This window comes from Nocardia sp. NPDC060249 (assembly GCF_042728755.1).
Taxonomy (GTDB): Bacteria; Actinomycetota; Actinomycetes; order Mycobacteriales; family Mycobacteriaceae; genus Nocardia.
The window spans coordinates 1-12,495 of the sequence record NZ_JBHXAQ010000018.1; the positions used below are offsets into that span (position 1 = coordinate 1).

Sequence of the window (12,495 nt, forward strand, 5' to 3'; positions counted from 1 at the left end):
GTTGTTGAAGTCGGGGACAGGCTGGGTGTGGGTGGAGTCGGGGACTGGCTGGGTGTGCGCGTGGTGGGTTGTTGAAGTCGGGGACAGGCTGGGTGCCCGCGGTGGGTTGTGGAGGAGGGGACGGGCTGGGTGTGAGCGGTGTGGTTGTTGGAGGGGCGGGCTGGCTGGTTGTGGCGGATCAGGGTGTGGCGGGGGCGGGTTCGGTGAGGGGAGTGGGGGTCTTGGGTGCTACTACGGCGCGGTAGACGATGGCGCCGGCGGTGAGGATTACGGCCACTGACAGGGGGCCTGCCCAGAGTTGCCACCAGCTGCCGCCGGCGGGGGTGTAGACCTCGGGGCGGGGCCAGGCCAGGTTGATGACCATGGCGATGCCCCAGACGACGGCGAGGGCGTTGATCGGGATGCCCCAGCGGCCGAGGTGGAACAGGGTTTTGTCGTCGGGGGCGGGCAAGCCCTGAATGCGACGCAGCAGCAGCGGCACGGTGACCAGCAGGTAGGCCAGGTACAGGCTGACGATGCAGACGCTGGCGAGGGTGGCGAAGATGGCGGGGTTGCCGAGGTTCAGTACCAGCAGGCCGATGCCGAGGGCACCGATCGCGACGGCGGGCCACACGGGGGTGCCGAAGCGGGGGTGCACGGTCGAAAGGGCCTTGGCGAAGGGCAGTTTGCCGTCGCGGGCCATCGAGAACATCAGGCGTGAGCCCGCGGTCTGGATCGCGAGGGTGCAGACGATCACCGCGACCGCGACGCAACCGAGCAGTACCGATCCCGCGGGGCTGTTCAGTTTCGAGGTGATGACGTAAGCCAGCCCACCGGTGGACAATTCGCCGTCGGACAGGCTCGGTGCCGCCATCAGCGCGCCGAGCAGCATCAGACCGCCGCCCAGCGCCGATACGGCCAGGGCGAGCAGGATGGTGCGGGGCGCGACCTTGCGCGGGTTCTTGGTCTCTTCGGAAAGCTCACCGGCGGAATCGAATCCGACCATCACGTAGGCGGCCATCAGGCCGGAGACCAGGAACGCCGCCCAGTACGGGCCGGGGGAGGCCTGGTCGGTCTGGAACACCACATCGGGGCCGCGCTCGGTGTTGGCGAAGAACAGCGCGATGATCGCCAGCACGCCGACGATCTCGACGGTGACACCGATCGAATTGATCTTCGACATCAGGTCGATGCCGATCACATTGATGGTAGTGGTGACGATGAGCAACACGCTGCCGAGCAGCACGGCGTTCATCGCGCCGTCGCGGGAGGTGAGCGCGGTGTCGGTGCCGATGAGCTGGAATCCGCTCCAGATCGAGGGCAGCACCACCTGGAGCGCGATGGCGGCCGCGGCGGCGGTCACGACCTGCGCGATCACCATCATCCAGCCGGCGAACCAGCCGATCAGCCCACCTGCCAGCCGACGTGACCACTGATAGATACAGCCGGAGATCGGGTAGCGGGCGGCGAGCTCGGCGAAGTTCAGCGCGACCAGGAACTGGCCCGCGAACACCAGCGGCCAGGTCCAGAAGAAGGCGGCGCCGCCGAACGAATAGCCGAAGCCGAAGAACTGGAAGATCGTGGTGAGGATGGAGACGAACGAGAAACCTGCCGCGAAGGACGCGTAGCGCCCCAGTTTGCGGTGCAGGACCGGTTGATATCCGAAAGCTGCCAGATCCGCGCTGTCGCGGCCGAGTTCAGGTGGAACGGAGGGGGATTCGAGTGTCGTGGCCATGTCGGTGTCCTTCGGCGGTGCGGCCAATATCTATCAGTCGATAGTTTTGCGCGCGCGATCGCTCGAACGGTGTCGTGCGTGTATCGACTGAGCGCCCCGCGGTAACTTCTGCGTTGCCTGAGTTTCTGTCAAATGACAGAAATTCGACCTTCGAGCGTTCGCGCCGGTGAGCTGCCCGCTGCGATGCAGGTCGTGGCCCGATGACAGAATCTCCGGTGTGGCGAATCTCGGTCCCGGGCGTCCCCGGCTGGAACAGCGGCGCAGGCAGGGAACTACGCCGCGCGCGGAGATCCTCGACGCGGCGGCGGAGCTCTTCACCACCAAGGGGTATGCCAACACCTCGACGCGGGCAGTGGCCGACGCGGTCGGTATCCGCCAGGCTTCGCTGTATCACCACTTCGCCGCCAAGGACGACATCCTCGACGCGCTGCTGGCCGAAACAGTCGCGGGCCCGGTCGAATTGGCCCAGCGGATGATGACCGAGCCCGACAACGCGGTGACCCAGCTGTACGCACTGGCCCTGTTCGACGTACGCCAATTGCGCACGGCGCGCTGGAACCTGGGCGCGCTGTACCTGTTGCCCGAGTTGCGCACGGAACGCTTTGTCGCGTTCCGGCGCCGACGTGACGAACTGCGCGGGCACTACGAGCGTCTGGCGGCCGCGGCGTCCACGGCTGCGGGGGAATCCGACGACTCGAGGATCCTGCCGTTCCGGCTGGTGGAGACGGTGATCGCGATCAGGTACGACGAGGGCGCCGCGGGCGCCGACGCCGAGTGCGTCATCCCGGACGGGGTGGTGCGGATCGTCGGACATCGCGGCGATATCGGCGCAGTGCGCGCCGCGGCCGAGGCCTTGCTGCGACGACTCGGGGAGACCGGCGGCCGTCCGCCCGCGTGATCAGCGGGCGGTCGGCGGGGCGATCTGCCAGTACTGGTTGAGCGCGCCCGCGATCTCGGGCAGCACGGTGATCGGGATTCGCTTGGCGCGCAGCATTTCCCGGATCTCGCTCACCTGTTCGCGCTTGCGCATGTCGTAGGCGCCGGTGACGGGGCGGATCACCGGTGGGATGGACAGCAGCACCAGTTCATCGGCCGACTCGCCGTTCAGGTCGAGTGCCAGTGCCCAGCGGGCGTGCTCGTCGAGGGTGAAGCGGCCCGCGACGACACGGTCCCACGGCACGGTCGACGAGCGGAACGGGGTCCGCGCGTAGATCGCGTGCTCGTGCAGCTCGATGACGTCACGGACAAACAGCGCGATACCCGCCGCGAACCCGCCGACCGCCCCGACCAGCAGCCCGGTGATCACCCGGTTCACCCCGAACATCGCCAGGAACAACCCGACGACGCCCGTGGTGACCAGGACTCCGATCAAGCAATAGAACAGGCTCCGCCTGGTGGACACCACACCGGCACGCACGACCGACATGCGGACCTCCCTCTCCAGCTCGCCGGGCCCGATGCTCGCGCCGATCGGCGAATCACGATTCGTGGCTCACCCTAGCGGTGCGCACCGCCGCGGGTTCACGAGCCGAGCGACACCGCCGCCTCCGAGGTGTCGACGAGGAAGGTGAAGGTCTCCTGGAAGTACAGCTGCACGGTCTCGGCGTCGTGACTGAGGTAGCCGATCGACAGGTCCTGACCGAGCGCGAGTTCGAAGTCGCCGCCGCGGGTGGTGAGCGCGAAACCGCCGGAAATGGCAGGCGCCCAGATGATCTCGCCGTCGATCAGCCGCTCGATGTGAGTCCGGATCGGGTGACCGTGATCGGAGGTCTCGCTGACCTGGGTGTACAGCTCGGCGCTGAGCACCACCGAGTACGGACCCTGGACGCCGGCCAGACGCAGGCCGGTGAGGGCGTGCGAGATGGCATCGGGAATGTCGACGACGTTGCTCGGCAGCGCGACGGGGGGGTTCGAGGAGGCCTCGCGGATACCGGTGATGGCCGCCGCAGCGTAGCTCTCGAAGATCGCACGGTCTTCGGCGAAGGCGATCTTCTGCGCGGCGTCCTTGAGGTTGTCGAAATCGGCGTCGTCGGCTCCACGCGCGATGTCGTCGAGTTCGGCGCGCTGCAGGGTGAACGGCACCCGCAGCTCGATCACCGGTTGGATCACGCGCTGACGGGCCTGCACGCCGTCGTCGGGCGAATCGATCGGGGTGACCCGGCCGAGGTTGCGGGCCGAGAAGTCGAAACCGTGCGGTCCCGACACATCGACGACCCGGCGGCCCGCGATATTGCGCTTGAACGTGCGGGTCGCCTCCTCCTCGATCTGCGACCAGGCTTCGTCGGTGATCGGCGCCAGTTCGCGATGCAGGTTGTTCATTCAGATACTCCTTTTCATCGTGCCGATTGCGAGGGAGCCGTCAGGGCGAGCTGCCGCCGCCTCGTTCGCGCGTTCGACGGGGTCGATTTCCGGCAGGGTCGCCGGCTCGATCTCGGTGCCTGCCGTGTCGGGTGCGTCGGGCAGGTCATCGAGGAAATCCACGGTGGGAGTGAAGAAGAGGGTGCCGGTGACGGCGAAGGAGAAGTCGAGGATGCGGTCGTAGGCCGCCTCGCCGGTCCCGAGGAACATCCGCTCGAGCATGAGTTCGGTGACGCTCGGGGTGGCGGCGTAGCCCACGTAGTAGGTGCCGAACTCGCCGGTGCCGATGGTGCCGAACGGCATGTTGGCGCGCACGATCTGGCGTTCGGTGCCGTCGGGGTCGGTGATGGTGTTCACCGCGACGTGCGAGTCGGCGGGTTTCACGTCGTCGGGCAGTTCGTAGTCGGCGAGCTTGGTCCGCCCGATCACCCGCTCCTGTTCCTCGATCGACAGCGCGTTCCACTGGTCGAGCGGGTGGGTGTACTTCTGCACGATCACGTAGCTACCGCCGGTGAACTCGGGGTCCTCGTCGCCGATCAGCGCCGCCGCCGCCGCGCCTCGACCTTCCGGGTTCTCGGTGCCGTCGACGAAGCCGAGCAGGTCGCGCTGTTCGAAATAGCGGAAGCCGACTGTCTCGTCGACGATGGTCGCCGCGCCTTGGAGGCGGGCACCGATCACCATGGCGAGTTCGAAGCACGGGCCCTGGGTTTCGCCCCTGATGTGGAAGAACAGGTCGCCGGGGGTGGCCGGTGCGCTGTGGATCGGGCCGTTGTAACCCGGGAACTCGTGCAGCTCAGCGGGTTTCGGGCCGGCGAAGAGCCGGTCCCAGGCCGCAGAGCCGATCGAGGTGACACAGGTCAATCCTTCACCGGGCACCCGGAAACCGATCGAACGGCGCAATCCGGAGATGTCTGCCAGGAGGTCGCGGACCGCGGATTCGCCACCGGGGTCGATGGTGGCGACAAGGAAGATCGCGGACGGCGTGAGTGGATCGAGGATCGGCTGTGGCTCACCCATGGCGTCCACAGTACGGCTCCGCACCGACAGGTCCGATCAACGCCTCGAGGTGTCAGGCATTTTCGGACGATCGACCTGCTATTTCGCGACGGTCAGCAAAAATGTGACGTCGTCGACAGCTTTGACACTGTGGCGGGCGCGCGGCACCACGAGCAGATCGCCCGCCGACCCCTTCCACTCGTCGGTGCCCGCGATCAGCACCAGCGTGCCGGAGAGCACCTGGATGGTGGCGTCTCCCGCATTGTCGTGTTCGGCCAGGCTCTGTCCCCCGGCGAGTGCGACGACCGTCTGCCGCAGCGCGTGGGTGTGGCCGCCGATGAGGGTTTGCGAACTCCGGCCGCTCGTCGACGTGGCCGCCAGCTTGAGCTGTTGACGGGCCACGGCGGTCAGCGATTTCTTGTCCATGGATCGGGCCTTTCGCAGGCATCTCGCGGGCAGGTCTTGCCAGGAGTATGCCCGACGGCGCCCACGCGTTCGGGCGTTTTGCCGCGACCGTTAGCCGTGTGTTGTCAGCCGCGGGTGTAGTGGCGAATGCGGTAGCGCAGACCGGTTTTCGAGATCAGCCACGGGGCGTCGTCGGCATGCCATTCCGGGCCGATGACCGGGGCGAAGGCGTCGCCCGCCACGGTGGTGTCGACCTCGGTGACCAGCAGCGTCGTCGCCGACGGTAGCGCCGCGCGGTAGATCTCGCCGCCGCCCGCCACCCAGGTGTCGGACTCGCCGGTCATCGTCAGCGCGTCGGGCACGGATGCGGCGCGTTCCGCCCCGTCGGCCGCCCAATCCGGTTGGCGGGTGACCACGATGTTGCGGCGACCCGACAGCGGGCGAAAGCTCGCGGGCAGCGAATCCCACGTCCGTCTGCCCATGATCACCGGGTGCCCCATGGTGGTGTCGCGAAAATTCGCCATGTCCTCGGGCACCCGCCACGGAATGGTGTTGTCGACACCGATCACCCGGTCGTTCGCCTGCGCCCAGATCAGGCCGATCCGCTTCACACCGCCACCGGCGCCTTGATGCCGGGGTGATGCTGGTAGCCGGACAGCTCGATGTCCTCGTAGGCGTAGTCGAACAGGCTCGTCGCCGGCCGCAGGTGCAGCGTCGGGAACGGGTAGGGCTCGCGGGTGAGCTGCTCGCGGACCTGGTCGGTGTGATTGTCGTAGATGTGCACGTCGCCGCCGGTCCAGATGAACTCGCCCGGCTCGAGCTCGGTCTGCTGGGCGACCATCAGCGTGAGCAGGGCGTAGCTGGCGATATTGAACGGCACACCGAGGAACAGGTCAGCGCTGCGCTGGTACAGCTGGCAGGACAGTTTGCCGTCGGCGACATAGAACTGGAAGAAGGCGTGGCAGGGGGCCAGCGCCATCTTGTCCAGGTCGGCCACGTTCCAGGCCGAGACGATCATCCGGCGCGAGTCGGGGTCGGTGCGCAGGGTGTGCAGCACCTGGGCGATCTGGTCGATGTGGGTGCCGTCGGGGGTGGGCCACGAGCGCCACTGCACGCCGTAGACGGGGCCGAGTTCACCCTTGGCGTCGGCCCACTCGTCCCAGATGGTCACGCCGTGTTCGCGCAGCCAGGAGACATTGGAGTCGCCGCGCAGGAACCACAGCAGTTCGTAGGCGATGGACTTCATATGGACCCGCTTGGTGGTGATCAGCGGGAAGGACCCAGCCAGGTCGTAGCGCAGCTGGTGACCGAAGATGCTGCGGGTTCCGGTGCCGGTGCGATCGGCCTTTGGCGTGCCTCGCTCCAGAACGTGCCGGAGCAGATCCTCGTACTGCGTATCAGGGGTGGCCACGTCTGGCGATTCTACGGGGGTCGGCCCAACGGATCGGCACCTGGCAAGCTCTTCGGCTATGCGCAAGCTCTACGTGATCGGCATCGGCGCCGGCGACCCCGACCAGGTGACGGTGCAGGCGATCAAGGCCATGCGGAAGGCCGAGGCGTTCTTCGTGATCGGCAAGGGCGCCGAGAAACAGGAGCTCGTCGACGTGCGCACCACGATCCTGGCCGAACACGTGGACACGCCGCATCGGATCATCGAGATCGCCGATCCGCCGCGTGAGCGCACCCCCGCTGACTACGCCGGTGTGGTCGTGGATTGGCACGAACGCCGCTCCGAGCTCCTCGAAGCCGCGTTCGACGAGGTGGACGGCATCGGCGCGATCCTCGTGTGGGGGGATCCGGCGCTCTACGACAGCACCCTGCGCATGGTCGAGCACGTGCTGGCGCGTGGGCGGGCCGACTTCGGCTACGAGGTGATCCCCGGCGTCACCAGCATCGCCGCGCTGGCCGCCCGGCACCGCATGGTGCTGCACCGGATCGGCGAGCCCGTCCACGTCACGACCGGGCGCAGACTGCGCGAGGAAGGGCTCGGACCCGGTTCGACCGTGGTGATGCTCGACGGTGAATGCTCGTTCACCGAGGTTCGTGGCGACGATATCCACATCTGGTGGGGCGCCTATCTCGGCATGCCCGACGAAGTCCTGATCGAAGGAAATCTGCGCGAAGTCGAGAACCGCATCGTGACCTGCCGCGCGGAACTGCGCGCGGAAAAGGGCTGGATCATGGATGTCTATTTGCTCCGCGACGGATCCCGCGCCGACGCACGATGAATAGCTAAACTGGCAATCGTGCCCGAACTGCCGGAAATAGAGGCGTTGGCGCAGTTCCTTCGGGATCATGCCGTCGGCGCTGTGGTCGGCCGCGTGGACGTGGCGGCCCTGAGCGCGGTGAAGACCTTCGATCCGCCGGTCACCGCACTGTCCGGCCGCGATGTCACCGGTGCGGGGCGGTGGGGGAAATTCCTCGGAATGGATTGTGGCGGACTGTGGTTGATCACGCATTTGTCGCGCGGTGGATGGTTGCGCTGGGTCGATGAGCCGAATCCGTTGCCGCCCAAGCCGGGCGGAAAGAGCCCGCTGGCGCTGCGCGTGCATTTCTTCACGCCGGAGGGCGCCACGCCCGCGATCGACCTGACCGAGGCGGGGACGAAGAAACGGCTGGCGGTGTATGTCGTCGAGGATCCGGCGATGGTGCCGGGGATCGCGCGGCTCGGACCCGACGCGCTCGGACTGACCGAGGACGAATTCGCCGCGCTGCTGAAAAGCACGTCGCAGCGGATCAAGACCGCGATCGTGGACCAGACTCTGATCGCCGGAATCGGCAACGCCTATTCCGACGAGATCCTGCACACCGCGCAGATCTCCCCGTTCGCGAACACCAGAACGATGTCGGCGGAAAAGGTTTCGCGGTTGTACATCGCGATGCGCACGGTGCTGCTCGACGCGGTCGATCGTTCGGTGGGACAGGACGCGGCCCGGTTGAAGGGCGAAAAGCGTTCGGGCATGCGGGTACACGCCAGAACCGGGCAGGCGTGCCCGGTGTGCGGTGACACCGTGCGTGAGGTGTCCTACGCGGAGCGGTCCTTCCAGTACTGCGCCACCTGCCAGACCGGCGGCAAGGTGCTCGCCGATCGGCGGATGTCGCGGCTGCTCAAATAGTCTTCTCGCGCCAGGCTTCCAGCAGCCGGAGCCAGAATTCGCTGACGGACGGGAAGGCGGGCACCGCGTTCCACAGGGTCTCCATGGGCACCCGTCCCACCACCGCGATGGTGGCCGCGTGCAACTGCTCGCCCATCTCGGGGCCGACGAAGGTGGCACCGAGAATACGGTCGGCGGCGGTATCGATCACGAGTTTCGCGCGGCCGTGGAAGTCGTCACGCGAGAGCGCGGAGCCCGCGACGGCGATATCGAGCTCGACCGTGTCCACCGCGTGTCCGGCGGTGCGCGCCTGGTGTTCGGTGAGGCCCACGGAGGCCAGTTCCGGTGCGGTGTAGACGACTTGGGGCACCTGCTGGTGGTCGGCGCTCGCGGCGAACCGCGAGCCGTCCAGTGGCTTGCCCGCCGCGCGGGCGGCGATCACGTCGCCGCACACCCTGGCCTGGTACTTGCCCATATGTGTCAGCGCCACACGATGATTCACATCGCCGACGGCGTAGAGCCAGTCGCCCGGCACTTCGCGTGCGGTCAGCTGATCGTCGACCTCGATATAGCCGGCGGGCAGCCCCACCGCGTCGAGGCCGAGATTCGCGGTGGCGGGGGTGCGGCCGGTGGCGACGACGAGTTCGTCGACCTCGAGTTCGCCGTCGCCGAGCACCAGGGTCACCGGACCGCCGTGGAGGCGGCCGACGCCGGTGTCCTCGGGGTCGTGGCGCGAGACCAGCAGCGGTTCGGTGTGGAACCGCACCTCGACGATGCCGGTGTCGCGCAAGCCCCGCAGCACCAGCTCCGAAGCGAACGACTCGCTGCGTGGCAGCAGGCGGTCGCCCCGGACCAGCAGAGTCACCTCCTCGGCGCCGAGTTCGGCCAGCCAGGTGGCCGTTTCGCAGGCGACGACACCGCCGCCGATGATGGCCACCCGGCGTGGGACGACGGTCAGGTTGGTGGTGTCACGGGAAGTCCACGGCAGCGCCTCGCGCACGCCGGGAATGTCCGGGATGGTGGCGGTGGTGCCGGTCGCCAGGACCACGGCGTGCCGGGCGCGCAAGAGCTGCACGCCGTCCTCGGTGTCGACCTCGACGAGTCGTTCGCCGACCAGCCGGCCCGCGCCGCGGACGGGGTGGATGCCGGTCGTCCTCGCCCACTCGACCTGGGAACTGTCGTCGTGGTCGTGCACGAAGGCGTCGCGGCGGGCGAGGACGTCGGCCACCTGCGGGCCGCTCGCGCTCACCCCCGGCATCGCCTCGCCGAGGCCGAGTACGGCGCCGGGGCGCAGCAGTGCCTTGCTGGGAATACACGCCCAGTAGCTGCATTCGCCGCCGAACAGTTCCCGCTCGACGAGGGCGGCGGTGCGGTCGCTGCCCGCGATGGCGTAGGCGGCGGCGTTCTCACCCGCCGGGCCCGCGCCGATGACGATGACGTCGTACTCGACCTCGGTCACTGCAGATAGCCCTCGACCTCACGGGGGGAACGCAGCCCGGTGTCCTCGGGAGATTCGCCGGAGCCGCTGCGGGCGCGCCGCTGCCGCAACAGATCCCATGCCTGATCGAGCATCACTTCCAGTTCGGCCAGCTGCTTGCGTTCGGCTACCGGGTCGATCTGGCCCGCGGTGGCCTTGGCTCGCAGAGAGTGCTCGTCGTCGACCAGCTGTTTGATCCGCGCCAGAATGTCCTGATCAGTCATGCTCTCACCACTTCGATAGTCGGAGGGGGTCGTGCCGGTTCCTGGTCCATGCTACGACCGCGCGGGTCCGGCGGGGCGGGCCGCTTCGGCGAGGCAGTCGGCCGCGATGGGCATGGCGCGGGCGAGGTCGGCGCTGTTCAGCGCGGTGTAGCCGATGGCGACGCCGAAGTGATGTGGTTCGCCGAGGTGGTGGCGGGCCAGACCGTCGAGCAGGACGCCGCGGGCGCGGGCGGCGTCGACGGCGTGGCGCTCGGCGGCGGGGCCGGGGAGCTCGACGACGACGTGCGAGCCGGCGTCGTCGCCGATGACGGGGAGCCCGCGGCGGGTGAGTTCGTCGACGACGAGGGCGCGTCGTGGCGGGACGACTCTGCGGAGGCGGCGCAGGTGCCGCGACAGGTCGCCGTGGCGGGCGAACTCGCTGAGGATCCGTTGCCCGGCGGGGCTCGGGGAACTGCCGATCTGCGCGCGGTGGGCGAGCACCGCGTCGGTGATGCCGGGGCGGGCGACGAGCCAGCCGACGCCGAGGGTGGTGGCGATGATCTTGCTGGTGGTGCCGAGATGGACCACCACATCAGGTGCCATCGCCGCCAGCAGCGGCAACGGCGCGGTGTCGTAACGCAATTCGCCGTCGTAGTCGTCCTCGATGATGAAAGTGCCTGTCCTTCTCGCGAATTCGATGAGCTCGACCCGGCGCGACGCCGGCATCATCGCACCGAGCGGGAACTGGTGTGCCGGTGTGCAATACACCGCGCGCACACCCGGCGGAATCCGATCCACACACAAACCGCCCGCGTCGACGGGCACCGGCAGCACCTCGATGCCGACGGCGCGGAGCGCGCCCGCCGCGCGCAGGTAGCCGGGATCCTCGATGGCGACGGTGTCGCCGGGACGAAGCAGCGCGGTGGCGAGCTCGCCCACCGCCGCGCTGGTGCCGGCGGTGGCCAGCACCACCGATCCGGCACCGGCTGCCAGGCCCCGGTGGCGCAGCAGGTGATCGGCGACCGCCGCCCGGAAGTCCGGTTCGCCCGCACGGTTCTTGCGGGCCTCGGGAGCTTGATCGCCTGCCGCCCGCCACGCGCGCCGCCACGCGGCGGAGTCGACCGCTTCGGCGCACGGTGCGCCCGGACCCAGATCGAGCAGGCCCGCGTCGGGATCGGCGCCGTGGCCCGCGCCGGTGGACGCCGGCGCGGTGGCGGGGGCGGTGCTGAGGTAGGTGCCGGAGCCGTGTCTGCCGGTCAGCCAGCCTTCCGCGTGCAACTGGTCGTAGGCGCCCGCCACCACGGCCCGGCTCACCCCGAGTCGCCGCGCCAGGGCGCGCGAGGACGGCAGGCGGTCGCCGATGCGCAGCACCCGGTCGGTCGCCGCGGCGCGCAGGGCATCGGCCACCTGCACCGACAGCGGTTCCTGGGCGGTGCGGTCGAGCGGGATCGGAAGGTCGTCGAGCATCGTCCACCTCGAATTGGCCTGTTGAATTTCTATTGAATTGGACCTACGCACAGTCCACTTCTTCGGCGAAGCTCATCTTATGAGCACGCACGACCTCCACCGCAACCCGCTGTCGCCGACCCCGCGCACCACGCTGACGCGCTCCAAGGAACGCGGCGCCACCGACCGCGCGGCGCTGGACGCCGTGCTCGACGCGGGCCTGGTCTGCCACCTCGGCGTGCTGCTCGGCGGATCGCCGGTGGCGCTGCCCACCATCTACGGTCGCGTCGGCGACACCCTCTACCTGCACGGATCCACCGGCGCGGGCAATCTGCGCGCCGCCATCGACACCGACATCTCCCTGACGGTGACCCACGTCGACGGGCTGGTGTACGCGCGCTCGGCCATGCACTTCTCGATGAACTACCGCTCCGCGGTGATCCGGGGCAGGGCGGTGCTGGTCACCGACGAGACCGAGCGCGACAACGCGCTGCGGGTGATCGTCGAGCACGCCGCGCCCGGAGCCTGGGAGCGGGTACGCCCGCCCAACCGCAAGGAGATGGCGGCCACGATGGTGCTCGCGCTCGACCTCACCGAGGCCTCGGTGAAGGTGCGTTCGGGTGGGCCGAACGACGACGAGGGCGACATCGTGACCGGCGGTGTGTGGGCGGGGGTGCTGCCGCTGCGACAGGTGTGGGGCGAGCCGGTCCCGGCAGGCAACCTCGAACCCGGCATCGAGGTGCCCGCCGACGTCATCGCGCGGGTCACGCCGATCGCGGTGCCCGTGCGTTGAGATCCGCG

General features: G+C 68.6%; 14 protein-coding genes. 4 read left to right on the forward strand and 10 right to left on the reverse strand.

Annotation, left to right across the window (positions count from 1 at the left end; translation table 11 throughout):
* Positions 1–178: 178 nt before the first annotated feature.
* Positions 179–1,714 (reverse strand): amino acid permease, encoded by a 1,536-nt coding sequence (locus ACFWFP_RS32305; RefSeq protein ID WP_379301452.1) that lies wholly within the window; start codon positions 1,712–1,714, stop codon positions 179–181.
* A 217-nt stretch (positions 1,715–1,931) separates the two neighbouring features.
* Between ACFWFP_RS32305 and ACFWFP_RS32310 the strand changes: the two genes are divergently transcribed.
* Positions 1,932–2,612, forward strand: coding sequence for a TetR/AcrR family transcriptional regulator (locus ACFWFP_RS32310; protein ID WP_379301454.1), 681 nt, complete (start codon positions 1,932–1,934; stop codon positions 2,610–2,612).
* Here ACFWFP_RS32310 and ACFWFP_RS32315 read toward each other — a convergent pair whose 3' ends face one another.
* The 6 genes from ACFWFP_RS32315 to ACFWFP_RS32340 all read right to left on the reverse strand — a co-directional run bounded on the left by ACFWFP_RS32315 (position 2,613) and on the right by ACFWFP_RS32340 (position 6,884).
* On the reverse strand, positions 2,613–3,140 hold the full coding sequence (locus ACFWFP_RS32315) for a hypothetical protein (RefSeq protein WP_379301456.1): 528 nt from the start codon (positions 3,138–3,140) through the stop codon (positions 2,613–2,615).
* Between the two features lie 95 nt (positions 3,141–3,235).
* The gene (locus ACFWFP_RS32320) at positions 3,236–4,033 is read right to left on the reverse strand and encodes a family 1 encapsulin nanocompartment shell protein (protein WP_379301458.1); all 798 of its coding nucleotides are present in this window, start codon (positions 4,031–4,033) and stop codon (positions 3,236–3,238) included.
* A complete protein-coding gene (locus ACFWFP_RS32325) occupies positions 4,034–5,089 on the reverse strand; it encodes a Dyp-type peroxidase (protein ID WP_379301460.1) in 1,056 nt (351 codons plus the stop codon). It abuts the gene before it with no gap.
* A gap of 78 nt (positions 5,090–5,167) precedes the next feature.
* Positions 5,168–5,494 carry a cupin domain-containing protein gene (locus ACFWFP_RS32330; protein ID WP_379301462.1) on the reverse strand — a complete coding sequence of 109 codons (327 nt, stop codon included), beginning with the start codon at positions 5,492–5,494 and terminating at the stop codon, positions 5,168–5,170.
* Positions 5,495–5,598: 104 nt separating this feature from the next.
* Positions 5,599–6,084: a dihydrofolate reductase gene (locus ACFWFP_RS32335; protein ID WP_379301464.1), complete on the reverse strand. Its 486-nt coding sequence runs from the start codon at positions 6,082–6,084 to the stop codon at positions 5,599–5,601.
* Positions 6,081–6,884 (reverse strand): thymidylate synthase, encoded by an 804-nt coding sequence (locus ACFWFP_RS32340; RefSeq protein ID WP_379301466.1) that lies wholly within the window; start codon positions 6,882–6,884, stop codon positions 6,081–6,083. Before ACFWFP_RS32340 ends, ACFWFP_RS32335 begins: the two co-directional genes overlap by 4 nt.
* A 58-nt stretch (positions 6,885–6,942) precedes the next feature.
* Here ACFWFP_RS32340 and cobF point away from each other — a divergent pair, with 58 nt between their 5' ends.
* Positions 6,943–7,701 (forward strand): precorrin-6A synthase (deacetylating), encoded by a 759-nt coding sequence (cobF, locus tag ACFWFP_RS32345; protein ID WP_379301468.1) that lies wholly within the window; start codon positions 6,943–6,945, stop codon positions 7,699–7,701.
* 18 nt (positions 7,702–7,719) lie between these two features.
* On the forward strand, positions 7,720–8,589 hold the full coding sequence (locus ACFWFP_RS32350; protein ID WP_379301470.1) for an Fpg/Nei family DNA glycosylase: 870 nt from the start codon (positions 7,720–7,722) through the stop codon (positions 8,587–8,589).
* Here the strand turns inward: ACFWFP_RS32350 and ACFWFP_RS32355 are convergent.
* Genes ACFWFP_RS32355 through ACFWFP_RS32365 form a run of 3 tightly spaced genes read right to left on the reverse strand, consistent with a single transcriptional unit; the run spans position 8,582 to position 11,715 of the window.
* Positions 8,582–10,027, reverse strand: coding sequence for a dihydrolipoyl dehydrogenase family protein (locus ACFWFP_RS32355; protein ID WP_379301472.1), 1,446 nt, complete (start codon positions 10,025–10,027; stop codon positions 8,582–8,584). The two genes, ACFWFP_RS32350 and ACFWFP_RS32355, sit on opposite strands and share 8 nt — an antisense overlap.
* On the reverse strand, positions 10,024–10,269 hold the full coding sequence (locus ACFWFP_RS32360; RefSeq protein WP_379301474.1) for a DUF2630 family protein: 246 nt from the start codon (positions 10,267–10,269) through the stop codon (positions 10,024–10,026). The genes ACFWFP_RS32355 and ACFWFP_RS32360 overlap by 4 nt, the downstream gene beginning before the upstream one ends.
* A gap of 51 nt (positions 10,270–10,320) precedes the next feature.
* Entirely contained in the window at positions 10,321–11,715 is a 1,395-nt protein-coding gene (locus tag ACFWFP_RS32365; RefSeq protein ID WP_379301476.1) for a PLP-dependent aminotransferase family protein, read from the reverse strand.
* Between the two features lie 79 nt (positions 11,716–11,794).
* Between ACFWFP_RS32365 and ACFWFP_RS32370 the strand changes: the two genes are divergently transcribed.
* Entirely contained in the window at positions 11,795–12,487 is a 693-nt protein-coding gene (locus tag ACFWFP_RS32370; RefSeq protein ID WP_379301478.1) for a pyridoxamine 5'-phosphate oxidase family protein, read from the forward strand.
* Positions 12,488–12,495 lie beyond the last annotated feature (8 nt).

Bases quoted from the DNA above. Each gene is read 5' to 3' on its own strand.
- ACFWFP_RS32325 (WP_379301460.1), bottom strand. From the start codon at position 5,089: ATGGGTGAGCCACAGCCGATCCTCGATCCACTCACGCCGTCCGCGATC.
- ACFWFP_RS32320 (WP_379301458.1), bottom strand. From the start codon at position 4,033: ATGAACAACCTGCATCGCGAACTGGCGCCGATCACCGACGAAGCCTGG.
- ACFWFP_RS32330 (WP_379301462.1), bottom strand. From the start codon at position 5,494: ATGGACAAGAAATCGCTGACCGCCGTGGCCCGTCAACAGCTCAAGCTG.
- ACFWFP_RS32360 (WP_379301474.1), bottom strand. From the start codon at position 10,269: ATGACTGATCAGGACATTCTGGCGCGGATCAAACAGCTGGTCGACGAC.
- ACFWFP_RS32305 (WP_379301452.1), bottom strand. From the start codon at position 1,714: ATGGCCACGACACTCGAATCCCCCTCCGTTCCACCTGAACTCGGCCGC.
- ACFWFP_RS32365 (WP_379301476.1), bottom strand. From the start codon at position 11,715: ATGCTCGACGACCTTCCGATCCCGCTCGACCGCACCGCCCAGGAACCG.
- cobF (WP_379301468.1), top strand. From the start codon at position 6,943: ATGCGCAAGCTCTACGTGATCGGCATCGGCGCCGGCGACCCCGACCAG.
- ACFWFP_RS32315 (WP_379301456.1), bottom strand. From the start codon at position 3,140: ATGTCGGTCGTGCGTGCCGGTGTGGTGTCCACCAGGCGGAGCCTGTTC.
- ACFWFP_RS32370 (WP_379301478.1), top strand. From the start codon at position 11,795: ATGAGCACGCACGACCTCCACCGCAACCCGCTGTCGCCGACCCCGCGC.